The sequence below is a fragment of the Labilibaculum euxinicum genome (genome assembly GCF_963678175.1).
In the GTDB taxonomy this organism is placed as follows: Bacteria; Bacteroidota; Bacteroidia; order Bacteroidales; family Marinifilaceae; genus Labilibaculum; species Labilibaculum euxinus.
This window is the reverse complement of record NZ_OY782756.1, coordinates 2,332,842-2,356,825: the sequence shown is the minus strand read 5'-3', so window position 1 is coordinate 2,356,825 and position 23,984 is coordinate 2,332,842. Positions and strand designations below refer to the sequence as shown.

Here is a 23,984-nt window from a genome sequence, read left to right as displayed (position 1 = left end):
ATTACTTAATTTTTAATTATTTCTCGCCAACTTCGTCGCTTTCCATTTGCGATTTTAAAGCAGCAAGTTCTGATATATCACCTAAGGTAGTCTTTTCTAGTGAATCTTTCACTTTTTTAACTCCTTTTTTAGCGATTTTTGCTACTTCTTTTTTCTTCGCAGTCTCGTCAGCTTTCTTCTCATCTTCGAAAGTTCTTGAGTGAGAAAGAATGATTCTTTTCGCTGCTTTTGAAAATTCAATAACTTTGAAAGTTAATTTCTCTTCAACTTTAGCTTGAGAGCCATCTTCTTTCACAAGGTGACGTGGAGTTGCAAATCCTTCTACTCCGTAAGGAAGAGCAATTACAGCACCTTTTTCGAAAATATCAACTATAGTTCCTTCGTGAACTGAGTCAGTTGTAAAGATTGTTTCGAATACATCCCATGGATTTTCTTCCAATTGTTTGTGTCCTAAACTTAATCTTCTGTTATCCTTATCTATTTCAAGAACAACAACTTCAATTTCAGCACCGATAGTAGTAAATTCAGCCGGATGCTTCACTTTCTTAGTCCATGAAAGATCTGAAATATGAATTAATCCGTCAACACCTTCTTCGATTTCAACAAATACACCAAAATTAGTGAAGTTGCGAACTTTAGCAGTGTGCTTAGAGTTAATTGCATATTTAGCCTCAATTCCTTCCCAAGGATCTTGTTTCAATTGCTTGATACCAAGAGACATTTTTCTCTCGTCGCGATCCAATGTTAAGATCTGAGCTTCTACCTCGTCTCCAACTTTCATGAAATCCTGAGCAGATCTCAAATGCTGTGACCAAGACATCTCTGATACGTGAATTAATCCTTCAACACCTGTAGCAATCTCAACAAATGCACCATAATCAGCCATAACAACAACTTTTCCTTTCAAGTTATCGCCAACTTTCATTTCTGCATCAAGAGCATCCCATGGATGAGGAGTTAATTGTTTTAGACCAAGAGCAATACGTTTTTTATCATCATCAAAATCAAGGATAACAACGTTCAATTTCTGATCTAATTCAACAATCTCGCTTGGGTGAGTTACTCTACCCCATGAAAGATCAGTAATATGGATCAAACCATCTACTCCACCTAAGTCAATAAACACACCGTAAGAAGTGATGTTTTTAACAGTTCCTTCAAGAACCTGACCTTTTTCAAGCTTAGCAATAATTTCTTTCTTCTGTTGTTCCAATTCAGCTTCGATAAGAGCTTTGTGAGATACAACAACATTTTTGAATTCGTGGTTGATTTTCACAACTTTGAATTCCATAGTTTTTCCAACGAATACATCGTAGTCGCGGATAGGCTTAACATCAATTTGAGATCCTGGCAAGAAAGCCTCGATTCCAAATACATCAACGATCATACCACCTTTAGTACGGCATTTGATGTAACCTTTAATAATTTCGTCTTTTTCAAGAGCAGCGTTAACACGATCCCATGAACGTAATGCACGAGCTTTTTTGTGTGAAAGAACTAACTGTCCTTTTTTGTCTTCTTGATTTTCAACATAAACTTCAACTGTATCACCAATTGCTAATTCAGTATTATATCTGAATTCGTTTAAGCTGACAATACCGTCGGATTTGTAACCAATATTGATTACAACTTCTCTTTTGTTCATTGAAATAACTGTACCATCAATTACTTCTTTTTCAGAAATTGTAGATAAAGTTTTATCATACATTTCTTCTAAATCTTTTCTGTTTCCACCAGCGAATCCTTCATCACTTGTGAACGCATCCCAATCAAATTCTGCATCTGGAGCAGAATTGTCTACTTTTTTGTTTTCTTCAATCATTTGTTTAATTACTTTTCACTAATAAATTAGACATTATATATAAAATTCGGTGCAAAAGTATATATTTATTCTCAGTAATAGTATAAGTTACAGCTATTTTTTCAGGAAATCCATTAAAATAATCATGATTATTAAGCTCTTTAACCACAATTAACCAAAAACTATTTCGGCACACTATTTATATTTTAAATAAACTCGTTTAACTTTGTGCTCTGGTAAATCGAACTGGTCAATCTAAGAAAAAAACTTATTTGACAGACACAAATTAAACAATAAGAAAATGAATATTGAAAAAGAATTACATAGCAGAAGCGGTTCCCTTTGTGAATTGTGTGGTGCAAAAGAAGATTTAAAAGCATACGAAGTATCTCCAACAAATGGAACTGCTGATAAAAACATATTGGTTTGTGCCACCTGCCATTCTCAAATTGAAAACCCGGAACAAGCAGATGTCAACCATTGGCGTTGTTTAAACGACAGCATGTGGAGCACAGTTCCTGCTGTTCAGGTAATGGCTTGGCGCATGCTAAACCGATTGCGCTCAGAAGGATGGCCACAAGATTTACTGGATATGCTTTATCTGGACGAAGAAACTTTAGAATGGGCCAAAGCAACCGGCGAAGGCGATAACGACGAAGATGCAGTAAAACATATTGATAGTAACGGAGCTCAACTGCAAACCGGTGATACAGTTACACTAATCAAGGATTTAAATGTAAAAGGTGGTGGTTTTACAGCCAAACGTGGAACTGCTGTTCGTAACATTTCTCTGGTAGCAGATAATGCAGAACATATTGAAGGCCGTGTAGAAGGACAGCAGATTGTGATCTTAACTAAATACGTGAAGAAATCGAACTAGATCAGCATTAATAAGTTGAATATATAATAACGTAGGGATGCTGTTAATTTGGCATCCCTACTCTTTTTCACAACAATTCTTTTTAGTGATGTTAGATGCCCCAATGCACTAAAATCAGCCGTCAAAATCATTTTATTAGTGAATTAATTTCGCTTTATTTACATCATAATTTACACCATCCTAATAAAACTCTAAAACGAACGAAATGAACATTACTATTGTTGGTACCGGTTATGTTGGTTTAGTTTCCGGAACTTGCTTTTCAGAAACGGGAATTACTGTTACATGCGTTGATGTAGATCAGACTAAAATAGACAATTTAAATAAAGGTATTATTCCAATTTACGAGCCTGGCTTAGAGCCGATGGTAAAACGTAATATGGAAAAAGGCCGATTGTTTTTTTCAAATAGTTTAAAAGATAGCATTTCTGATGCTGATGCAGTTTTTATTGCTGTTGGCACGCCTCCAGACGAAGATGGAAGTGCAGATCTCCAATACGTAATTGGTGTAGCAAGAGAAATTGGACAATACATTGATCACTACCTTGTAGTTGTTACTAAAAGTACCGTACCAATTGGAACTGCTGAAAAAGTTAAAGCCGCCCTTAAAAATGAGCTGACAAGCCGAAATGTTGATATTCAATTTGACGTTGCTTCGAACCCGGAATTTTTAAAAGAAGGAGCTGCAATTGACGATTTTCTAAAACCGGACAGAGTGGTAATTGGAACTGAATCGGAAAGAGCTCAGGCAGTAATGACCAAACTCTACAAGCCATTTCTAATGAATAATCATCCGGTAATTTTTATGGATATTCCCTCGGCAGAAATGACAAAATATGCTGCAAACTCGATGCTGGCAACAAAAATCTCTTTCATGAATGACATTGCCAATCTTTGCGAGATTGTAGGAGCTGATGTAAATAACGTTCGCCGTGGTATTGGATCAGATAGCCGTATTGGAAATAAATTTATCTATCCAGGCACAGGATATGGCGGATCCTGTTTTCCAAAAGACGTTCAGGCTCTTATTAAAACAGCAGAACAAAAGGGACATCCTCTTGAAATTTTAAAATCTGTTGAATTGGTAAACAACCGCCAGAAAAGCGTGCTGTACAAAAAAATGATGGCGCATTTTGATGGAGATTTAAAGGGCAAAAAAATTGCTCTTTGGGGTTTATCATTCAAACCAAACACCGATGATATGAGAGAAGCTCCATCATTGGTTATTATCAACAAACTTTTAAGTGAAGGAGCAGAAGTAATTGCTTATGATCCTGTTGCTGCAAAAGAATGCCACCGGAAAATTGGCGACACAATCAGCTATGCTAAAGACCAATACGAAGCCCTAATTGATGCCGATGCGTTACTAATTGTAACAGAATGGTCTGAATTTAGAGTGCCAAACTTTAAAGTAATGGAGAAATTGATGAAAGAAAAATTAATTTTCGACGGAAGAAACATATACGATCTTGATGAAATGAAAGACCTAAACTACACCTACTACTCTATTGGAAGAGAGGTTATTACAAAGGCATCAATTGTGTAAACAAATCAGATCAAGGATTTAAACTATGAAGAGAATTTTAATTACCGGAGGTGCTGGATTTATTGGCTCGCATCTTTGTGAGAGATTATTAAAAGAAGGCAATGATGTCATCTGTTTAGACAATTATTTTACAGGCTCAAAAAGGAATATTGCCCATTTAATGGATAACCCATATTTTGAGCTTGTTCGTCACGACATTACTGAACCGTACTATGCCGAAGTCGATCAAATTTATAATTTAGCATGTCCTGCATCACCCGTCCACTACCAATACAATCCAATCAAAACGACCAAAACTTCGGTAATGGGCTCAATAAACCTGCTTGGTTTAGCCAAAAGAATAAATGCCCGAATTCTTCAGGCTTCAACAAGTGAAGTGTATGGCGATCCGGAAATACACCCACAAACAGAAGACTACTGGGGAAATGTGAATCCAATTGGTATTCGTTCTTGTTACGATGAAGGAAAACGTTGTGCCGAAACTTTATTTATGGATTATCATATCCAAAATAATGTTGCCATAAAAATCGTCCGTATATTTAACACATACGGCCCTAATATGCACCCAAATGATGGCCGTGTAATATCAAATTTTATTGTCCAGGCACTAAAAGGTGAAGACATTACTCTTTTTGGCGATGGTCTTCAAACAAGAAGTTTTCAGTATGTTGACGATTTATTGGAAGGAATGATTCGTATGATGAATTCAAGACCGGAATTTATTGGGCCGGTTAACATTGGCAACCCTAATGAATTTACAATTTTAGAATTGGCTCAAAAAGTAATTGAGCTAACCAACTCGAGTTCTAAAATCATTCATTTGCCTTTACCTAAAGACGATCCAACACAAAGACAACCAAACATTAGCCTTGCTAAAAAAGAATTAAACAATTGGGAACCAAAAATCCAATTAAATGAAGGTTTACTTCGAACTATTTCGTATTTTGATAACTTATTATCAATCAAACCTACACACTAAATGAAAGGAATTATACTGGCCGGAGGTTCGGGCACAAGGCTTTATCCGATTACAAAAAGCATTTCGAAACAAATCATTCCGGTTTACGACAAACCAATGATATACTACCCTCTTTCCGTTTTGATGCTTGCAGGAATAAAGGAAATCCTAATTATTTCAACACCTAAAGACCTCCCCCTTTATAAAGATCTTTTTGGAAATGGCAACCAATTCGGCCTAGATCTTTCGTATGCAGAACAACCATGTCCAGAAGGATTAGCTCAAGCATTTATTATTGGTGAAGAGTTTATCGGAAACAGTCCTGTCTGTATGATTTTAGGCGACAATCTGTATTACGGATATGAGTTTGGCAAACAACTTACCGCTTCGGCTAAATTAACCGAAGGAGCACTGGTTTTTGGATACCATGTTAAAGATCCGGAAAGATATGGTGTTGCAGATTTTGATGAGAATGGCAAAGTGAAAAGTCTGGAAGAAAAACCTAAACATCCTAAATCCAACTATGCAGTAACCGGCTTGTATTTTTACGACAATACTGTGGTTGAAAAGGCCAAGTCTTTAAAACCATCAAAACGGGGAGAACTCGAAATAACAGATCTAAACCTCATCTATTTAAAAGAAAACAATCTTAAGCTTCAGGTTTTGGGGCGTGGAATTGCCTGGCTGGATACAGGAACGCATGACAGCATGCTTCAGGCATCTAATTACATTGCAACAATAGAGCAACGACAAGGATTAAAAGTTGCCTGTTTGGAAGAGATTGCTTACCGAAGCGGATTCATAAACAAAGAACAACTAATTGAATTAGCTCAACCATTACTCAAAAATCAATACGGAGAATATTTGATGATGGTAGCCAATGAAAACATTAATAAGCAGTGCCGCTAACATGGAAATTATCAAAACCAAAATTCCCGATTTATTAATAATCAAACCAAAAGTTTTTGAAGACGAACGAGGATATTTTTTCGAAAGCTACAACGAAAAGATTTTCCGGGAAAAAGGTCTTGACTTGTCATTTGTTCAAAATAATGAATCAAAATCCGGACATGGAGTAATAAGAGGGCTTCATTATCAGTTGGCTCCCTATTCTCAAACAAAATTGGTGCGCGTAATAGAAGGTAAAGTGTTTGATGTTGCTGTTGATTTAAGAAAAGATTCTCCAACTTTCGGGCAATGGAGTGGCATTGAATTGTCTGCGGATAATAAAATTCAATTTTTAATTCCGAAGGGATTTGCACACGGATTTTCTGTCTTAAGCGAATCTGCGACCTTCATTTACAAATGCGATAATTTTTATAATCCTGAAGCAGAAAGAGGAATTAACTTCAACGATCCATTCTTAAATATAAATTGGAGAATAGAGCCGGGCAAAGCTATCATATCCCCAAAGGATAAAGTATATCCAAATTTCAAAGAAGCTGAAAAGAATTTTAAATACAGCAAATGAGTATGACAAAAATCCTAATTACAGGCTCTAAAGGGCAGTTGGGTACTGAGATAAAAGAGTTATCGGCAAAGTTTAGCAATCTTCAGTTTTTCTTTACGGATATTGAAGAATTAGACATTAGCTCTTTGGATGCAGTAAGCAATTACCTGAAGAACAAACAAATCTCCTACATTGTTAATTGCGCCGCTTATACTAACGTTGATCAGGCAGAAGAAAATGAGGATGCTGCCAGATTGATAAATGCTGACGCTGTAAAAAACCTGGCTACAGCAGCTTCTCAGAATAACATCACTTTAATTCACATTTCTACAGACTATGTGTTTTCCGGTGATAATTCGACACCTTACACAGAAGATCAGAAGGCTAAACCAATGGGCGTTTACGGCAGAACAAAATTTGAGGGAGAAGAAAATGTTCGAAGCACTTGCAAAAAACACATCATTATACGCACTTCGTGGCTATACTCCCCTTTCGGTAAGAATTTTCTAAAAACCATGCTTCGTCTGGGGAAAGAAAAAGATTCATTAGGTGTTGTAAGCGATCAAATAGGAACACCAACCTATGCACATGATTTAGCCTCTGCAATTATCCGAATCATTGAGAGTATTGATAAAAATAGTAAATTTAATGATTTTGGAACCTACCATTACTCCAATGAAGGCGTTTGCAGCTGGTACGATTTTGCCACAGAAATACAAAACACGTCAAAAAATAAATGTAAAATTAACAGCATTGAAAGCATGGATTTTCAATGCCTTGCAAAAAGGCCGTACTACAGCGTTTTGAATAAATCGAAAATTAAACATATTTTTACGATAGAAATACCACACTGGAGAAGCAGAATTGAACATTGTATTAAAAGAATTACGGAATAGTTAACCAAAAGAAATAGTGTCAAAGATGAACAAAACTGAGATTTTTGAAATAGTAAATGAAAAAGCCCAAATCTGGCTTGAGGGGAACTACGATCAGGAAACTAAGGAGGCTGTAAAATCATTATTAGAGAAAGAAGATAAAACTGATTTAATAGATTCTTTTTATAAAGATCTTGAATTTGGAACCGGAGGACTACGAGGCAAAATGGGTCCGGGAACAAATAGAATGAATATTTATACTGTTGGAGCTGCCACCCAAGGATTGGCAAACTATATCAACAAAGTATTTGCCGGACAAGATAATCTTTCTGTTTGTATTGGATATGATTGTCGTAACAACAGCAAATTATACTCTGATACTGTTGCTAATATTTTCTCTGCAAACGGCATTAAAGCATATATTTTTGAAGATTTAAGACCAACACCTGAAATGTCTTTTGCAATTCGTCAATTGGGCTGTCAATCGGGTGTGATTATAACCGCCTCACACAATCCTAAAGAATATAATGGATACAAAGCATATTGGGAAGACGGTTCTCAGTTGGTTGTTCCTCACGATAAAAATGTAATTGCTGAGGTTAAGGCCGTAAAACTTGAAGAAATCAAATTCGAAGGTAATCCTGCTTTAATAGAAGTGCTTGGAGAAGATATGGACAAGCTTTATCTGGATACAGTTAAAACATTAAGCCTTTCACCGGAAGCGATTAAAAATCAAAAAGATTTAAAAATTGTTTTTACTCCTTTGCATGGAACAACAGTAAAACTAGTTCCTGCTTCATTAAAAAATTACGGTTTCGAGAATGTCATTCATATTCCGGAACAAGATGTAGTGGATGGCAACTTCCCTACAGTTTGGTCAGCCAACCCTGAAGAACCGGAAGCTCTTAAAATGGCTGTTGATAAAGCCAAAGAAGTTAATGCTGATTTGGTGATGGCTTGTGACCCGGATGGTGACCGTTTGGGTATTGCAGCAACTAATGATAAAGGTGAGTGGGAAATCGTAAATGGAAATCAGACTGCTCTTATTTTTAATTACTACTTAATTAGAAGAAGAAAAGAACTTGGACTGTTAACTGGTAACGATTATGTAGTAAAAACTATTGTTACAACAGAACTATTCAAGGATGTAGCCGAGCAAAATGGAGTACAATGTTTTGACGCTTACACAGGATTTAAGTGGATTGCTGACGTAATCAGAAAAAATCCTGATAAAAACTACATTGGTGGCGGTGAAGAATCGTTTGGTTACATGCCAGGTGATTTTACCCGTGATAAAGATGCAGTATCTTCCTGCAGTATTATGGCTGAAATTGCTGCATGGGCTAAAGAGCAAGGCAAAAACGTATTCGATATTCTTAAAGATATCTATGTAGAATATGGTTACTCGAAAGAAAAAATGATTTACATCGTTCGAGAAGGACTGGAAGGAGCACAGGAAATTGAAAAATTAATGTACGACTACCGCTACAATCGTCCTAAAAAAATTAACGGATCAACCTTGATTTTGGTTAAAGATTATTCAACAAGAATAGCCACAAATCCGGTAACGGGAGAAGAAACTGCTTTAGATTTTGAAACAACAGCAGATGTTCTTCAATTTTATTTGGAAGACGGAACAAAGATTTCTGTTCGTCCGTCGGGGACCGAACCTAAAATTAAATATTATTTCGAAGTCCGTGAAAACCTTGCTTCAATTGAAGATTTTTACGCTACTGAAGATAAAGCCAATAAAAAAATTCAAGGAATTATTAGCTCTTTAGAATTAAACTGATATTTTTAGGGTAGCTTTATGCTACCCTACACTTTTTACTCATTATGGATAACAAAAGAACCATTCTATCTGTTGACGATTCTCCAATTAACAATAAATTAATTGAAGCATACTTCAGACGAGATTATACTGTCATTTCAAAAGAAGGAGGTCAACAAGCTCTTGATTGGCTAAACGATAACATTCCTGATGTTATTCTTCTTGACATTATGATGCCTGTAATGGATGGAATCGAAGTTCTTGAAAAAATCCAATTGAATGAAAGGCTGAAAGAAATTCCTGTTATTATGGTTTCGGCCAAAACAGAAATGGAATCCATTAAAGCAACCTTAAGCTTAGGTGCTCAGGACTACGTTAAAAAGCCAATTGATTTTACAGAACTGCAAACCAAAGTATTAATTGCATTTCAAATCAATGAACAAAAACAAGAAATTTCCAAATACAAGTCTTACTACGATATTCATCAAGGTATGATTCATGCAGGTAGAATTCAAAGATCGATTCTTCCCGATGCGGAAAATTTCAGAAGATTATTCTCTAAATCCTTCATCATTAATCTGCCTAAACATGTTGTAAGCGGAGATTTTTATTGGATTCAGCAGAATTTCCATAAGAAGAACATTGGTTTATTTGATTGTACCGGTCACGGAGTTCCTGCAGCCATGTTAACTGTTATGGGGCAAATGGAGTTACATACTCTTTCTCAAAATGGAAACGAGATTAGTGCAGAACATGTTTTTCCACTTCTCAGTCAAAAATTTAGCCGGATTCTGAATACATCCAGTGATACCTACACGCAATACGACGGAATGGATGGATTATTTTGCTCCATTTACCCGCAAGAACATATATTGGAATTTGTAGGAGCAAAAAGATCACTTGTTTTAATCAGAAAGACTTCAGCCCCCTTAAAATGCAATAACGAAACTATTGAGGCTAAAGACAGTAGTGGTGAATATTCTTTATTCGAAATTCAAGGTGACCGCAATTCTATAGGTAAAGAATCAGAGTTTGCCGAATTCACAATTAAAAAAGTAGAAACACAGGTCGGTGACCGGATTTTCCTGTACACAGATGGTATAACTGACCAACTTGGAGGGCAACAGCTTAAAACGCTTAAAAAGAAGCAGTTTTACGACAAATTACTGACAGTTCAATCAAAATCCATTAATCTTCAAAAATCGGATATTTTTAATTGGTTTGAAAGTTGGAAAGAAAACAATGAACAAACCGATGATATTCTAATTATTGGTATTGAGCTTTAATTCTCGTTCTCGTTAGGAAAGAATTCTTTTTTAAAATTAACCAGAAATAATTTTTCAGTAGCACGTGTTACCGCTGTATAAAGCCAACGGTAATATTCTGCTGTTAATAACTCATCGGTTAGGTAACCTTGATCTACAAATACTGTTTTCCATTGTCCGCCTTGAGCTTTGTGGCAGGTTACAGCATATGAAAATTTCACTTGTAAGGCATTAAAGAATTTATTATCACGAACTTTTTCATATCGCTTTTTCTTGGAACGAATATCAGCATAATCTTCGGCAATGGTAAAAAACAGCTTTTTATTTTCCTCATAACCAAGTGATGCTGTTTCGATATCCAAAGTATCCAGCATGATCATGGTATCCAATTCCACATCTTTGTAATCAGGAAATCGAATGGTAACTTCAGCATAACGAAATCCATACATTTCCAGATGCTTGTGTATCCTAACAATTTCAACAATATCGCCATTGGCAATAAAATCCATTTCTTTAATATCCTGAGCCCAGAAATAATTATTTTTCACAACCATTAAATAGTCACCGCTTGAAATTTCTTCCTCACGGTACAGAACTGTATTTCGAATTCCCTGATTGAATTTATTCGCCCTTTTATTGGAGCGACTGATTACAATTGTTTCCTCCAAGCCATATTTATAATGAGCATTGGAAATTTCTTCTATCAGTTCGGCTCCGCCAATTCGTTTTATGTCCGGATAATTTTCTGTTGTTAAAACAGGATAACCACTTTTTTCATCGGCCAGCATGCCCCTTAAATTGGTAGCATTCATTAAAATGCCTGATTCCTGATTTTGACGAACCACCTGAGTTAAAATCATCTCTGCTACAGGCAAATTGTAACACGACTCCAACTCATGAACATCAAGAGCCGGGCTTATATCCAATCCAATTGGAGGCAACTGTGCAGTATCGCCTATTAGAATCAAACGGCAATTTTTTCCTGAAAAAACATATTGCATTAAATCATCCAATAATCTGCCGGAACCAAAAACCGATGCCTCTGCAGAATAATTGGAAATCATGGAAGCCTCATCCACTAAAAAAACAGTGTTGCTATTTAAATTTCGGTCCAAAGCAAATATCCCGAGATCATCAGTTAATGACTTCTGCCGATAAATCTTTTTATGGATTGTAAAGGCAGATTTTTTTGAATAATGAGACAGAACCTTTGCCGCCCTGCCAGTTGGTGCCAGAAGAACTGAATTAATTTTCATTTTATCCAAAACCGATACCAAAGCACTCACCAAAGTCGTTTTTCCGGTACCGGCATAACCTTTTAACAGAAAAATTCCACCTTCATCATTCTTCGTTACATAATCTGCTAAACAGTCAATTGCCCTTTGCTGATCATCGGTTGGTTCGAAGTTCAAACTTTCACTAATTAGTAAGGCAACATGATTTTTTAACATTTCTGATAATTTTAATGGCTAGAAAAATAACCAAATAGATTTTTTTTTTAAATTTGCAGACAAACTTACAAACTAATAAGAATAAAAATGAAAAAAGTCTTTCAAATCTTACTTGCCATAGCTATTGTTGTTCTTGCTTTTTTAAGCTACCAAAGCATTATGAAACCGATTAAATTTGGTAAAATCAAAGATCAAAGATACGCTAGAATTATTGAACAGTTGAAAGATATCCGTAAAGCAGAAGGTGCTTACAAAGATGTTAATGGTAAATATACCGGAAGTTTTGACACTTTAATTAATTTTATCAAAACTGACTCTATGCCTTTGATTAAAGCTATAGGTTCTCTTACTGATGAGCAAGTTGAAGCTGGTATGACTGAAAAGGAAGCTGTTAAGAAAGGATTCATCACTCGTGATACAATAATGATTTCGGCTCTTGATACTGTTTTTGGAAAAGAATATGCAATCGAGAATTTACGTTTTGTTCCATTTACAAAAGGACAAAAACAATTTAAATTAGGTGCAACAGTATTTGTAACCGGATCGAATGTAAAAGTTCAGGTTTTTGAAGCAAAAGTTTCCAACATGGATATTTTTGATGATCTTATGGATGAATATCGCGAAGAAGTTCTTGAAGAAAATGGAAACCGTATTCGTTTAAATAAATATCCTGGTTTAATGGTTGGTTCTCTTGAAGAAGCAAACAACAACGCAGGTAACTGGGAATAAATATAAAATTATACATGAGCGACCTTGTATTTGTTGATTCATCATTTGATAAAAACAAAACAAAAGAATATACCCTATCCATCCAGGTAAGCCTGGATGGATTTTCTTTTTCTATACTCAACGGACATAAGGAGTGCATCGCGTTGAATCAATTCATTCCTTTCAAAACAAACAGCGATAATAATCCAATAAATTCATTTATTGAAATTGTTCGAAACCACGAACTCTTAAATTTAAGTTTTCGGGATGTTTCGCTTCTTTGGATCTCAGATAAAGTATTGCTTATTCCATCGGAATTTTTCTCGGAAGACTTTGCTTATGAGGGGTTTCAATTATCTCATTGTCTTGAAAAAAATGAATGTCTGGAATGGAATGAGCTTCCGGAATTAAAATCGTGGATTGTATTCTCTTTTCCTAAAAACATTAAAGAATTTGTTCAATCTCACTTTAAAAACAGTAAGCTGTATCATCATTGTTTACCCTTTTACAAAGAGGCTTTGAATCAAAAAATTGCTGAAAATCACCCTCAGGTTTTTTTGAACATTCAGAATTACTTTTTTCATGTAATTATACCAGATCGAAACGGGAAACATTTCATAAACACATTCTCATACAGCGCAAGTTCTGATTTAGCCTACTATATTCTCAACATCTTTAAACAACAAAAGTTAAATAATGAGAGAAGCAGGCTAATTATTGACGGACTCGTTCAGGAAGATAGCAATGTAATTCTTTTACTAAAAAAATACCTAGGTCAGGTTGAGGTTAAAATACTTCCATCGGAGTTTAGAATAAATAAAAGTATTCCACACAAGGAATACAATCAATTCATTAATCTTTTAAATTTATCCAGGTGCGAATAGTAAGTGGGACTCATAAGGGAAGAAGGATATCTCCGGATAAAAATTTTAAGGCTCGGCCAACAACCGATTTTGCCAAAGAAAGCCTTTTCAATGTATTAAATAACGTGATTGATTTTGAAGATTTAAAAGTTTTAGATCTTTTTGGTGGTACAGGAGGTATTAGTTACGAATTTGCCTCCAGGGGAGCGGAAAAGGTAATGTGTGTGGAAAAAAATCACAACCACTTTTCTTTTATTCAAAAAACAATTAAAGAATTAAAGTTTGAACAAATTCAAGTAATTAAATCGGATGTTTTTAGATTTCTCCGGAATTTTCCTCAAAAATTTGATTTGATATTTGCCGATCCTCCATTCGCCATGAAATCTCTTGAAACAATTCCCAATTTAGTTTTCGAAAAGGAATTACTCACCGAAGATGGTCTTTTAATTATTGAACACGGTTCGTCGAATGACTTTTCTGAACATCCAAATTTTACTGAAAAAAGAGTTTACGGAAGTGTTAATTTCAGCTTCTTTAAGTCGATAAAAGAATCAGAATAGATCTTTACAAAAAAAAAGCATTTTTTTCACCAGCGTAACAAGCTCAAAACCGCTATTTTACTACCTTAAAGCAGAATTCCAGTCAAAAAAACTGCATACAGATATTGCAAGTAAGAAAACTTGCATTATCTTTGCATCGCAATCAAAAAAAGGTTTGGTAGTTCAGTTGGTTAGAATACATGCCTGTCACGCATGGGGTCGCGAGTTCGAGTCTCGTCCAGACCGCTAAAAGAAAAAGTTCTTTGTACTATTTTTGATTTGTAATTTCCTTTTTCGGAAATTTGAATATATATTTTGGTTTGGTAGTTCAGTTGGTTAGAATACATGCCTGTCACGCATGGGGTCGCGAGTTCGAGTCTCGTCCAGACCGCCAGAATAAAGAGTTTTGATTTGTTGCTCTTACAATAAACAAATCGCAGAATGTTTTGGTTTGGTAGTTCAGTTGGTTAGAATACATGCCTGTCACGCATGGGGTCGCGAGTTCGAGTCTCGTCCAGACCGCCAGAATAAAGAGTTTTGATTTGTTGCTCTTACAATAAGCAAATCACAGAATATTTTGGTTTGGTAGTTCAGTTGGTTAGAATACATGCCTGTCACGCATGGGGTCGCGAGTTCGAGTCTCGTCCAGACCGCCAGAATAAAGAGTTTTGATTTGTTGCTCTTACAATAAGCAAATCGCAGAATATTTTGGTTTGGTAGTTCAGTTGGTTAGAATACATGCCTGTCACGCATGGGGTCGCGAGTTCGAGTCTCGTCCAGACCGCCAAAATAAATAGAAGGCCTCCGATTCTTTTGAGTCGGAGGCTTTTTTGATTTTACATCTTTTCAAAAACATTCAAATTTTTTGGGATCAGTTTCATATTCTGGGTCTATTTAAATCAGGCATATATTTTAGTTAATCGAAATAAGAAGAAATATATATCTGCGACACCTCTAAAAGCGAATCAAGTCGAAAATCTTCTACTCCTTCTTACGACTCTATCCAAGTTACTTTCGTAAGCAAACATCAACTAACAGATTCTAGACGATACTTTCCTGACAATTAAAGACTACAGACCCTTTTTTGTTATTTTTTTTGCATTTTCAATAGTACATGAGCAAATGTTTAAAAGAAATCTGACCTCAAACATAAATCCAGTCAATTAAAATTCATAAATTACTGTACAACTAACTAAAATACAGATTATGCAACAAGAAATATTCCATAGGCTATGGAAGGAATACACAAAACAAAATCCTTCTGCCCAGGCTATACATGATTTATTCACCAAAGAAGGGGAACAGGTAATTAATGACCATGTAGCTTTTCGAACCTTCGATGACCCAAGAATGAACATTCAGGTTTTGGCAAAGAAATTTATAAAAGCAGGCTACGAATTTAAAGGAGAATATGTATTCGAAGATAAGCACTTGAACGCCGTTCATTTGGAACACCCAAGTGAGGAAAATGCACCAAGGGTATTTATATCAGAATTAATACTTTCCAAATTCTCCGAAGAATTTCAGAAGACTATAAAAAGAAGACTCAATTCAGTGGGCAATGCCTATTATGCTGATCCCGATTTGATTCACAAAGGAAGTGTTTGGGGAAAACCAAGCTATGCCGATTATCAATCTTTGCGGAACGAATCGGAATATGCGGCCTGGCTTTACGTTCACGGATTTAGGGTGAATCACTTTACGGTTAGCATCAATGCACTTCAGAAATACAATAGCATCGAGAAGGTGAATCAATTCATTAAAGACAATGGTTTTGAAATGAACACCTCGGGAGGTGAAATTAAAGGCACACCTAAAAAGCTTCTGCAGCAGTCCTCTACCCTTTCCGAGATTATTAAAGTTGAATTTGAAGAAGGTGTATACGAAATACCTGCATGCTTCTATGAATTTGCCATTCGTTATCCGGATGAAAACGGACAGCTATTCTCAAGCTTTATCGCAGCCAATGCCAATAAAATTTTTGACAGCAGTAATTTTAGAGAAAAATAAGTTGAAATTTACCACAATGTATCAGCCCGCCGAACAAATCTGTTTCGAGTGGGCTTTTTGCTTTTCATCATTCCTCTTTGTTCCATAAACTTTTATCTTTACCTCCTCTAACTTAAACCTACAACATGAAAAATACATCAATACTATTCCTTTTTATTGCATTGCTTTTTTCGGCATGCACCGCAAACACAAAACAATTAAACATTGAAACAGGCATAGCCAAAACAATGGCAGCATACCGAAAAGCGAATATCTCCAATCTGGAATATCAGCTGAATTTTGATATCCCTGAGGATCGTAATAAAACAATTCCGGGAAGCAATAAAATCAGTTTCGAATTGCAATCAACCGATCAGGATCTTCAAATTGATTTTCGTGAAGATCCCAGCTTACTCCATCAAGTAATCTGCAATGGAAAAGATTCAGGCTACCATTTTGAATCAGAGCATTTGATTATCCCGAAAGGGGAATTGATAAAAGGTAAAAATCAAATTGAAATTGAATTTACAGCCGGAAACAGCTCCTTGAATCGCAACGATGAGTTTCTGTATACCTTGTTTGTACCGGACAGAGCGAGAACAGTATTTCCATGCTTCGATCAGCCAAATCTAAAAGCCAAATTTCAATTGGCATTAAGTGTGCCAAAAAACTGGAAGGCAATAGCCAATGGTAAAATTGAATCAGTTAAAGAAGACGCAAACAAAAGCCATTATAAATTTCTTACCACGAAAGAACTGCCTACCTACCTGTTCTCTTTTGCAGCCGGTAAATTCGAAACCATAACGCGCAAACATAATGGACATCAACACACCATGTATCACCGCGAAACCGATCCCGAAAAATTGGCCGGTAATACCGATGAAATCTTTCGTTTGTTGTTTCAATCACTCGATTGGCTGGAAGAATATACCGATATACCCTATCCTTTTGGAAAGTATGATATTGTGGTGATTCCATCCTTTCAATATGGCGGAATGGAGCACACGGGAGCGACACTGTACAATGCTTCCAAATTGTTTTTGGATAAAAATGCAAGCAAAAACGACAGATTGTACCGGGCAAATTTAATTGCCCACGAAACAGCTCACATGTGGTTTGGCGATTTAGTGACTATGAAATGGTTCGATCAGGTTTGGCTGAAAGAGGTTTTTGCCAATTTCCTTGCCGATAAAATTACCAACCCAAGCTTTCCGGATATGAACCATGCACTGAAATTTAAGATGGCTCATTTCCCGAGTTCCTATGCAGTTGACCGCACAAGCGGAGCCAATGCAATTAATCAGGTATTACCCAACCTAAAAGATGCCGGATCGGTTTACGGAAGCATTATTTATCACAAATCGCCCATTGTAATGGATATGCTGGAACGGATTACGGGTGAAGAAGAACTGCAAAAAGGCTTGCAAACCTATCTAAAAAAATATGCCTACGGCAATGCCAGCTGGGAAGATTTGATTGCGATTTTAGACGAAACTACTTCGAGTGATTTAAAGCAATGGAGCAAGGTTTGGGTTGACAAGGCAGGAAGGCCTGCAATAACATCATCAATTTCAAGTGAAAATGGTTTGATTACTGATTTGACAATCACGCAAAGTGATGCCAAAGGAAATGCCGGTGACTGGAACCAGGATTTAAACATCCTTTTAGGCTATGAAGAAACAAGTGAAGTAGTATCTGTGAAATTTAATCAGCCACAGCTTTCGATTCCCGAAGTAACAGGCAAAAAAACACCCGACTACATCATCCCTAATGGAAAAGGCAATGCTTATGGTTTTTTTAAACTAGATGCCAAAACCAAGCAATTCCTTCTTGAAAACATGCACAAAATTAAAGATGATTTGGTGCGTGGAGTGGCGTGGATCAACCTGTATGAGAATCTTTGTGAAGGAGAAATAAACGGAAAAGAATTTGTGCTTGCTGCCGAAAAACAATTGGCAAAGGAAAAAAACGCATTGATTTTGGAACGCATGTTATCTTATATGCAGTCCGCTTATTGGCTTCATGTAAGTGCCGAAGAAAGGTTACAAATTGGGAAACATTTGGAAGACAGCCTTTGGGTTCAACTAAATGAGGAGAAGGACATGAGCAAGAAATCGAGCTTATTCAGTACATTAAGCAGTATTGCCGAAAGCAAAGTGCGTTTGGAACAACTCTTTAATGCTTGGAAAGATGAAACCAAAATTGGCGGATTCAGTCTTTCGGAAACCAAGGCAACTGATTTAGCTGCTAATTTGGCCATTAAAATGCCTGAAAAAGCAGAAGAGCTTGTTGCCACACAAATCGAACGAATTAAAAACCCTGATCGTAAAAAACGCTTGCAATTTGCAGCTCCTGCCCTGTCGGCCAATCAGCAAGTTCGCGAAGGGTTCTTTGCGAGTCTGCACAAAGCGGAAAACAGAGAAATTGAGCACTGGGTTTTAGATGGCTTAAGCTATCTGAATCATCCGTTGCGGGAAAAGGAAGCATTAACCTACTTGCCTCAGGCTTTGGAATTACTGGAAGAGATTCAGGTTACCGGAGATATTTTCTTTCCTGCCAATTGGTTAAGTGCCAGTTATAGTGGACTTCAATCAAAAGAAGCAGGAGATATTACCCGTCGGTTTTTGGCTGAACATCCTGATTATCCTGAGAATTTAAAATTAAAGATTCTGCAGGCTTCGGATTTGGTGCTGAGGAAGGAATAAGGACAAGTTTCAAGGGAAAAGGATCAAGTCCCAAGGAAAAAGGAGAAAAAAAGGAAGAAGTAACAAGTTCTAAAGAGGAATAATCAACTGCCTAAATTATAGCTATTTCAGGAGAAGACAGATTATCACACTGCTTTAGAGGCAGTAAAAACAGCTATTAACAAATACAACAATCAAAGACCGCACAGAAGTGTAGATATGATGTTTCCAAACCAAGCGCATCAAATGACAGGCAGCCTTAAGAAACATTGGAAAAAGAGACAATTTACCAAGAAACAAAATTCAGGAATACCTGAAAAAGGCGTAATGAAAAATCAGGAATAAAATTGAAGAAAGTATGAATTTTCAGAAATTAAGAGACTCCTGGGTTACAATTTTAGGCTTATCTCTGAAACTGTAATGCCGGATCAGAAATAAGAATCTTTTGCCGTTAAGATAGCAGTAAAAAGATTTTTATAAATTTGTTCAACCGCAGATAGATTAAAAAACAATACTACTATCATAAATTAAGTAATAATCTGTCAAGCTATTTCAGGAGAAGACAGTTATCAAACAAGTCTGAAGTGTTCCGGCGTAAGTCTGAAGTATTCCGCCCTAAGTTTGAAGCGTTCCGGCGTAAGTCTGAAGCATTCCGCCGTAAGTCTGAAGTGTTCCGCCACAAGTTTGAAGCGTTCCGCCCTAAGTTTATACTTGTGCGATGCCCGACAAACCGAAACTGATTCCTCAAACAGATAAACCTAAAACGGCAAGTAAGAAGTGGGGAGGAGGAGAGTTTTTACTGATTGCATTTTCGCAGTTACCTCCCTCATGAGAGGCTAGAGTGAGGTGACTAAAAAGTGCATTAAAACAGGCAGAGGTATATTGATTTATTAAGTTTGATCAGAACTTTAAAACTTCTGAATTACCTATACGCTTATTTAATGGGTTTTAAAAGATCTTACTGATCAAAAACAATAAGCACATAACGCGATACTAAAATCCTTTTTTCAACTTGTTCTCTTTAAAATCATCGGTTCGATTTATTCTATTCACTTTTTTACCCGAAGCAAAAGTATATTTAAGTTTAAACCAGATTGGAATTGCAGACATTACGATGTTACTTTCATCAGTTTCAGTAAAATGATTTCCAATTGTTTCGTAACTATTATTGGTAAACTTCTTTTTAAATGGAATGGCAGTAGTAATTCCAAATGTTAACTTTTCAGATAAAGTTTTATCAAGGGAAATAAAATAAAGCGCATCTTCGGCATAAAGGTGTCCGCTGGGTATTAAAAGTACCAGCTTTTCAACCTGCTTTACATTTAGAACTTCTGTACCACCAATATTCCTGCGAAGATGAGTAAAACTCCTAAAATACGTCCCCAGTTAATGGGTTGAACAGGTACTCCAAACATGCCAAAATGATCCAAAACCAGTGAGAAAACCAACTGACCGGCTACAATTAATCCAAAGCTTAAGGCTGCCCCCAGTCGTGGAATCAGAAAAATAACTGAACCAACAAATATAGAGCCCATCATTCCGCCAATCCATGCATATATTGGAGCTTCCTTTGCTGCCAGTAATAAGTTATTTGGAGTACGGGTGCCCAAAATTACCAGTAAAAGGACAAAACCTCCCACCATAAAATTAACCAAAGCTGCCATAAGCGGCGCTTTTAAAAACACACCTAACTTTGCATTTATACTCGCCTGAACTGGCAACAAACAACCAACAGCAAGAGCCAACAACATCAAAAAATATCTCATACGAATCGTAAATTTGAAAACAAAAATAGGAATTTAAAGTTCTCGGGGACCTCTCGATAAACAATAAAAAAAAATCTTCTGTACTTTCGCTGTCCCATGCCTGAAAATTGGATGCAGCATTTTACCAAACTTATTCTCCTGCTAAAAACAATTATACAAAAATAGAGATACTACCCACATATAAGCAATCTTTTTGTTTGGTGAGCTTATTTCCCGGAGATTTTCGTCATCTTTTAATTGGACAAGAAAGCAGTCAGAACTAAAAACCTGATCTTCTGATTTACGTTTGACAGCTTTGGTTTTAGTAATTTTTAATTACCAGTTTTATTATAGCTTGTGAGTAGTTAAGCTATTCAAAATATGGAGCATAACATATTCTTTTGAAACTCTTTTTGAAAAAAGACAGCTTTACTGCTGTTAGCTCATCGGGATACGTCATTAGAAACATCTCAGGCGAAATACCATTTTTTCGCATTGGGAGTTGTTTGTAATCAATTGTATTGAGTTTAAATCCGAGTCGTTCGTAAAAATCGATTCGTCGCTTACTGCTATCACAATCCGGCAATTCCACCTCCAGTATTATATCATCGCGACTCTCAGAAATCAACTGCTCAATCACTGTTTTACCATATCCTCTACCCCTGTATTCAATCGGTATTGCCAAATGTTCTATGTACCTTAGTCCTTCAAATTGCCACCACAATATAAAACCTGAAAAAACCTCATCAACAATCACAATATCAAAATGATAATTTGCATGATTTATTATCTGTTTCTGTAAATCAAGCTCCCGGCGTTCCTCCTCAGGGAAAGCATCCCCATACAATTCCCAAGCCTGCAAAAAACCAGTATTATCCGTTTGTGTTAGTCTAACTCTTTTCACTGTAATTATTAGTTAGTATGGTTCTTTATTTACAGGAAGGTACTTAATGCTAAAATAAAATGTTGAGCCTTTGTTTACATCAGATTCCACCCAAATTTTACCACCCAGCAAATCGACGAATTCTTTTGAAATGGCTAAACCTAATCCATTCCCGCCATAATTTGACATCACAAAATCACTTGCCTGCATAAACCGTTCAAAAATTATGGTTTGCATCTCTTCCGATATGCCAATACCACTATCAGTTACATAAAAAACTATATCCCCATCAATCAGCCGATATCCAAACTCGATACTACCTTCATGAATAAATTTAAAAGCATTGTTCAGTAAATTAGTTAAAATCTGAATTATTTTAGTTTTATCAGTAAATACAACCGATTCCTTATCGGATAGTGCTCGATGAAGCTGAATTGATAAATGGCGGGAAAATGCCTGTTTTTCGTAAATAATCAATAAATCTGATAAAACCTGATTAACATCGGTTGATTCCAGATAAACCTTATCCTGCTTTGTTTGTAAAGTAGAAATGGTGAGTATATCGTTTACGATTGATAGAAGCTGATTTCCATTATCAATTATTATAGATGTAAATTTTTTACGTTTTTCAGGTAATAAATCCGATTCGTTAAGTAAAGCCGAAAACCCTATAATGGAATTCATGGGGGTTCGAATTTCATGAGACATATTCTGTAAAAAAGCTGTTTTTAAGTGATCACTTTCTTCTGCCTTTTTTTTAGCTTCCAACAGCTTTTCTTCATATTCTTTGCGCACCGTAAAATCGCGAATAACTGCTACAAAAACATCTAACCCATTCCAAAAAGTATTATTAATAGAAATCTGAACGGGTATTTCTTTTCTAGTCTTATTTTGTAAAACAATCCATTCTATTGTTTGCGGGTTGTCATTTCTTACTTTGTCCCAAATATCATGCAGACTATCGATATTGTTTTGGGTGGCCGATATATCCATTACCGTTAAATTATCACCCAATTCAGCATTCAACAATAATTCAGCAGGCTTGTTTAAAAATAAAATATCACCCAAAATATCATGAATGATTATTCCATCGCTGGTGCTGTTTAAAATGGTATCCATATTCTTCCGTGAAGCTTCCAGCTCTTCAATTTTATTTTGCAGCTCTGGATAGTAGCTTTTCCTATGTGAATTCTCACCTAAGCCTATTATTTTATTTCGGTCGCTAATCCATTTATCTTCCATATTATAAAGCTTCTTTATAAATAACTTCCAAATCTTTTTTTACCGGAGGTCTCGGATTTGTTGCATTACACGGATCTTGAATTGCTTTGCCTGACAAGACAGAAATTATATCTAAAGTTACCCCCTTTTGCTGAAGAGTTTTATCAACGCCTAATGTTTTGTTCATTTGAAAAAGGTAGTTCATCAGAGATTTTTTGTTTTCCTGATTATTAATCCCCACCGATGATAATTGCAGAGTTTCTGCGATTTTTTTATATCTGTCAGAGGCTTTATCAAAGTTATAGTTCACAACGTGTGGCAATAATATGGCATTACACTCACCATGTGGTAAATCTAAATACCCGCCCAAACTATGAGCCATTGAATGAATGCATCCCAAACTGGCATTTGAAAATGCCAATCCTGCATAAAGACTTGCCAACATTACTTTTCCTCTTGCCTGCAAATTGTTTGGTTCTTGTACTGATGACAATAAATTTTTATCCAGCAATCGGATTGCCTCGAGTGCGTATAAATCGGTAAATGCTGAATTTGCATTAGATACAAACGCCTCAAAGGCGTGAGAAAGGGCATCAATTCCGGTGCAAGCGCTTAAATGCTTATTCATACTCGTTAATACATAGGGATCAATCAGTGCCACATCAGGTACAGTTGCCTTACTAATAATAGCCATCTTATACTTCTCTTCGTAATTATTGATGATTGCGAACTGAGAAACATCGGCTGAGGTTCCTCCTGTAGTTGGAATACACACTAAGGGAGGCATGGGCTTATATATTTTGTCTACTCCTTCAAAATCTCTGATATCTCCACCGTTGTTAGCTATAATTCCAATTCCTTTCGCACAGTCGATAACACTCCCTCCTCCAATTGCCAGAATCATATTGCACTTGTTTTGGCTATACATTTGTGCTCCCTCCATTACTTCGTAATTTCTGGGATTAGGAGAAACATTGGAGAAAATCACATAGTCAATTTCAGCTTCCTTCAACTTACCTTCCGCCTCCAATATCCATGGTGATTTTAAAATTATGTTGTCGGTAACTAACAAAACTTTCCGTCCGCCAAGCTTTTGACAATACAAACCCACGTAAACTCTTGAATCGAGTCCAAAAATATATTCCGGAGCTACAAATTTTCTAATTTCCAATTGTATATCATCGAATTCTTTATTCATTACGAATATTTTAAAAGGTTAGCAATACGTATAATACCTCCCAGATAAAGAAGTTTTTTAGCGGTAACTTTTAAAGATAGTGAATATGTACATATTTACATTAATATTCACCCAATTAGAATCTCACAACAAATGAATTTCTTTAAAAAGCAAAATT

General features: G+C 36.1%; 19 protein-coding genes and 5 tRNA genes. 18 read left to right on the top strand and 6 right to left on the bottom strand.

From position 1 onward, the window contains the following. Window positions 1-16: 16 nt before the first annotated feature. A complete protein-coding gene (gene rpsA, locus ACY0M5_RS09480; protein WP_156197294.1) occupies window positions 17-1,822 on the bottom strand; it encodes a 30S ribosomal protein S1 in 1,806 nt (601 codons plus the stop codon). A gap of 280 nt (window positions 1,823-2,102) precedes the next feature. Here rpsA and ACY0M5_RS09475 point away from each other — a divergent pair, with 280 nt between their 5' ends. From ACY0M5_RS09475 to ACY0M5_RS09440, 8 genes are all read left to right on the top strand, one after another. Then, window positions 2,103-2,681 carry a PhnA domain-containing protein gene (locus ACY0M5_RS09475; protein WP_124991923.1) on the top strand — a complete coding sequence of 193 codons (579 nt, stop codon included), beginning with the start codon at window positions 2,103-2,105 and terminating at the stop codon, window positions 2,679-2,681. Between the two features lie 205 nt (window positions 2,682-2,886). Further along, on the top strand, window positions 2,887-4,227 hold the full coding sequence (locus tag ACY0M5_RS09470; RefSeq protein ID WP_461631591.1) for a UDP-glucose dehydrogenase family protein: 1,341 nt from the start codon (window positions 2,887-2,889) through the stop codon (window positions 4,225-4,227). Window positions 4,228-4,252: 25 nt separating this feature from the next. After that, window positions 4,253-5,206, top strand: coding sequence for a UDP-glucuronic acid decarboxylase family protein (locus tag ACY0M5_RS09465; RefSeq protein WP_461631590.1), 954 nt, complete (start codon window positions 4,253-4,255; stop codon window positions 5,204-5,206). Continuing rightward, entirely contained in the window at window positions 5,207-6,094 is an 888-nt protein-coding gene (gene rfbA / locus ACY0M5_RS09460; RefSeq protein WP_461631589.1) for a glucose-1-phosphate thymidylyltransferase RfbA, read from the top strand. It abuts the gene before it with no gap. Beyond that, a complete protein-coding gene (rfbC, locus tag ACY0M5_RS09455) occupies window positions 6,066-6,656 on the top strand; it encodes a dTDP-4-dehydrorhamnose 3,5-epimerase (RefSeq protein ID WP_225441346.1) in 591 nt (196 codons plus the stop codon). The genes rfbA and rfbC overlap by 29 nt, the downstream gene beginning before the upstream one ends. Before the next feature lie 2 nt (window positions 6,657-6,658). Then, window positions 6,659-7,531, top strand: a complete 873-nt coding sequence (gene rfbD, locus ACY0M5_RS09450; RefSeq protein WP_461631588.1) for a dTDP-4-dehydrorhamnose reductase — start codon at window positions 6,659-6,661, stop codon at window positions 7,529-7,531. A 25-nt stretch (window positions 7,532-7,556) separates the two neighbouring features. Beyond that, a complete protein-coding gene (locus tag ACY0M5_RS09445) occupies window positions 7,557-9,302 on the top strand; it encodes a phospho-sugar mutase (protein WP_461631587.1) in 1,746 nt (581 codons plus the stop codon). A 44-nt stretch (window positions 9,303-9,346) separates the two neighbouring features. Further along, entirely contained in the window at window positions 9,347-10,567 is a 1,221-nt protein-coding gene (locus ACY0M5_RS09440; protein WP_124991917.1) for a response regulator, read from the top strand. Here ACY0M5_RS09440 and ACY0M5_RS09435 read toward each other — a convergent pair. After that, window positions 10,564-11,997: an ATP-dependent DNA helicase gene (locus tag ACY0M5_RS09435; RefSeq protein ID WP_156197283.1), complete on the bottom strand. Its 1,434-nt coding sequence runs from the start codon at window positions 11,995-11,997 to the stop codon at window positions 10,564-10,566. The genes ACY0M5_RS09440 and ACY0M5_RS09435 overlap by 4 nt on opposite strands. A gap of 87 nt (window positions 11,998-12,084) precedes the next feature. Here ACY0M5_RS09435 and ACY0M5_RS09430 point away from each other — a divergent pair, with 87 nt between their 5' ends. From ACY0M5_RS09430 to ACY0M5_RS09385, 10 genes are all read left to right on the top strand, one after another. Then, window positions 12,085-12,726 carry a hypothetical protein gene (locus ACY0M5_RS09430; RefSeq protein ID WP_124991915.1) on the top strand — a complete coding sequence of 214 codons (642 nt, stop codon included), beginning with the start codon at window positions 12,085-12,087 and terminating at the stop codon, window positions 12,724-12,726. Window positions 12,727-12,740: 14 nt separating this feature from the next. Then, window positions 12,741-13,589 carry a DUF3822 family protein gene (locus ACY0M5_RS09425; protein WP_124991914.1) on the top strand — a complete coding sequence of 283 codons (849 nt, stop codon included), beginning with the start codon at window positions 12,741-12,743 and terminating at the stop codon, window positions 13,587-13,589. Beyond that, complete coding sequence (gene rsmD / locus ACY0M5_RS09420) at window positions 13,580-14,128, top strand: 16S rRNA (guanine(966)-N(2))-methyltransferase RsmD (protein WP_124991913.1); 549 nt, start codon at window positions 13,580-13,582, stop codon at window positions 14,126-14,128. The genes ACY0M5_RS09425 and rsmD overlap by 10 nt, the downstream gene beginning before the upstream one ends. Window positions 14,129-14,279: 151 nt before the next feature. Then, window positions 14,280-14,353: transfer RNA gene (locus ACY0M5_RS09415), tRNA-Asp, on the top strand. Window positions 14,354-14,424: 71 nt separating this feature from the next. Beyond that, window positions 14,425-14,501, top strand: a tRNA-Asp gene (locus ACY0M5_RS09410). A 54-nt stretch (window positions 14,502-14,555) separates the two neighbouring features. Next, window positions 14,556-14,632 (top strand) — tRNA-Asp (locus ACY0M5_RS09405). A 54-nt stretch (window positions 14,633-14,686) separates the two neighbouring features. Continuing rightward, window positions 14,687-14,763: transfer RNA gene (locus ACY0M5_RS09400), tRNA-Asp, on the top strand. A gap of 54 nt (window positions 14,764-14,817) precedes the next feature. Next, window positions 14,818-14,894, top strand: a tRNA-Asp gene (locus ACY0M5_RS09395). Between the two features lie 419 nt (window positions 14,895-15,313). Next, window positions 15,314-16,117: a 2-oxoadipate dioxygenase/decarboxylase family protein gene (locus ACY0M5_RS09390; protein ID WP_461631586.1), complete on the top strand. Its 804-nt coding sequence runs from the start codon at window positions 15,314-15,316 to the stop codon at window positions 16,115-16,117. Between the two features lie 125 nt (window positions 16,118-16,242). Further along, window positions 16,243-18,801, top strand: a complete 2,559-nt coding sequence (locus ACY0M5_RS09385) for a M1 family metallopeptidase (protein ID WP_461631585.1) — start codon at window positions 16,243-16,245, stop codon at window positions 18,799-18,801. A 1,301-nt stretch (window positions 18,802-20,102) separates the two neighbouring features. On the opposite strand, the gene ACY0M5_RS09380 is transcribed toward ACY0M5_RS09385, so the two are convergent. From ACY0M5_RS09380 to ercA, 4 genes are all read right to left on the bottom strand, one after another. Beyond that, window positions 20,103-20,546 carry a DMT family transporter gene (locus ACY0M5_RS09380; protein ID WP_124991910.1) on the bottom strand — a complete coding sequence of 148 codons (444 nt, stop codon included), beginning with the start codon at window positions 20,544-20,546 and terminating at the stop codon, window positions 20,103-20,105. A 349-nt stretch (window positions 20,547-20,895) separates the two neighbouring features. Beyond that, entirely contained in the window at window positions 20,896-21,429 is a 534-nt protein-coding gene (locus ACY0M5_RS09375; protein ID WP_461631584.1) for a GNAT family N-acetyltransferase, read from the bottom strand. A gap of 12 nt (window positions 21,430-21,441) precedes the next feature. Further along, complete coding sequence (locus tag ACY0M5_RS09370) at window positions 21,442-22,650, bottom strand: PAS domain-containing sensor histidine kinase (RefSeq protein ID WP_461631583.1); 1,209 nt, start codon at window positions 22,648-22,650, stop codon at window positions 21,442-21,444. Window position 22,651: 1 nt separating this feature from the next. Next, window positions 22,652-23,827 (bottom strand): alcohol dehydrogenase-like regulatory protein ErcA, encoded by a 1,176-nt coding sequence (gene ercA, locus ACY0M5_RS09365; protein ID WP_461631582.1) that lies wholly within the window; start codon window positions 23,825-23,827, stop codon window positions 22,652-22,654. Window positions 23,828-23,984: the final 157 nt, after the last annotated feature.

Excerpts from the sequence above, each read along its gene's own strand:
- rpsA (WP_156197294.1), bottom strand. The coding sequence starts at position 1,822 with ATGATTGAAGAAAACAAAAAAGTAGACAATTCTGCTCCAGATGCAGAA.
- ACY0M5_RS09475 (WP_124991923.1), top strand. The coding sequence starts at position 2,103 with ATGAATATTGAAAAAGAATTACATAGCAGAAGCGGTTCCCTTTGTGAA.
- ACY0M5_RS09470 (WP_461631591.1), top strand. The coding sequence starts at position 2,887 with ATGAACATTACTATTGTTGGTACCGGTTATGTTGGTTTAGTTTCCGGA.
- ACY0M5_RS09465 (WP_461631590.1), top strand. The coding sequence starts at position 4,253 with ATGAAGAGAATTTTAATTACCGGAGGTGCTGGATTTATTGGCTCGCAT.
- rfbA (WP_461631589.1), top strand. The coding sequence starts at position 5,207 with ATGAAAGGAATTATACTGGCCGGAGGTTCGGGCACAAGGCTTTATCCG.
- rfbC (WP_225441346.1), top strand. The coding sequence starts at position 6,066 with ATGAAAACATTAATAAGCAGTGCCGCTAACATGGAAATTATCAAAACC.
- rfbD (WP_461631588.1), top strand. The coding sequence starts at position 6,659 with ATGACAAAAATCCTAATTACAGGCTCTAAAGGGCAGTTGGGTACTGAG.
- ACY0M5_RS09445 (WP_461631587.1), top strand. The coding sequence starts at position 7,557 with ATGAACAAAACTGAGATTTTTGAAATAGTAAATGAAAAAGCCCAAATC.
- ACY0M5_RS09440 (WP_124991917.1), top strand. The coding sequence starts at position 9,347 with ATGGATAACAAAAGAACCATTCTATCTGTTGACGATTCTCCAATTAAC.
- ACY0M5_RS09435 (WP_156197283.1), bottom strand. The coding sequence starts at position 11,997 with ATGTTAAAAAATCATGTTGCCTTACTAATTAGTGAAAGTTTGAACTTC.
- ACY0M5_RS09430 (WP_124991915.1), top strand. The coding sequence starts at position 12,085 with ATGAAAAAAGTCTTTCAAATCTTACTTGCCATAGCTATTGTTGTTCTT.
- ACY0M5_RS09425 (WP_124991914.1), top strand. The coding sequence starts at position 12,741 with ATGAGCGACCTTGTATTTGTTGATTCATCATTTGATAAAAACAAAACA.
- ACY0M5_RS09390 (WP_461631586.1), top strand. The coding sequence starts at position 15,314 with ATGCAACAAGAAATATTCCATAGGCTATGGAAGGAATACACAAAACAA.
- ACY0M5_RS09385 (WP_461631585.1), top strand. The coding sequence starts at position 16,243 with ATGAAAAATACATCAATACTATTCCTTTTTATTGCATTGCTTTTTTCG.
- ACY0M5_RS09380 (WP_124991910.1), bottom strand. The coding sequence starts at position 20,546 with ATGAGATATTTTTTGATGTTGTTGGCTCTTGCTGTTGGTTGTTTGTTG.
- ACY0M5_RS09370 (WP_461631583.1), bottom strand. The coding sequence starts at position 22,650 with ATGGAAGATAAATGGATTAGCGACCGAAATAAAATAATAGGCTTAGGT.
- ercA (WP_461631582.1), bottom strand. The coding sequence starts at position 23,827 with ATGAATAAAGAATTCGATGATATACAATTGGAAATTAGAAAATTTGTA.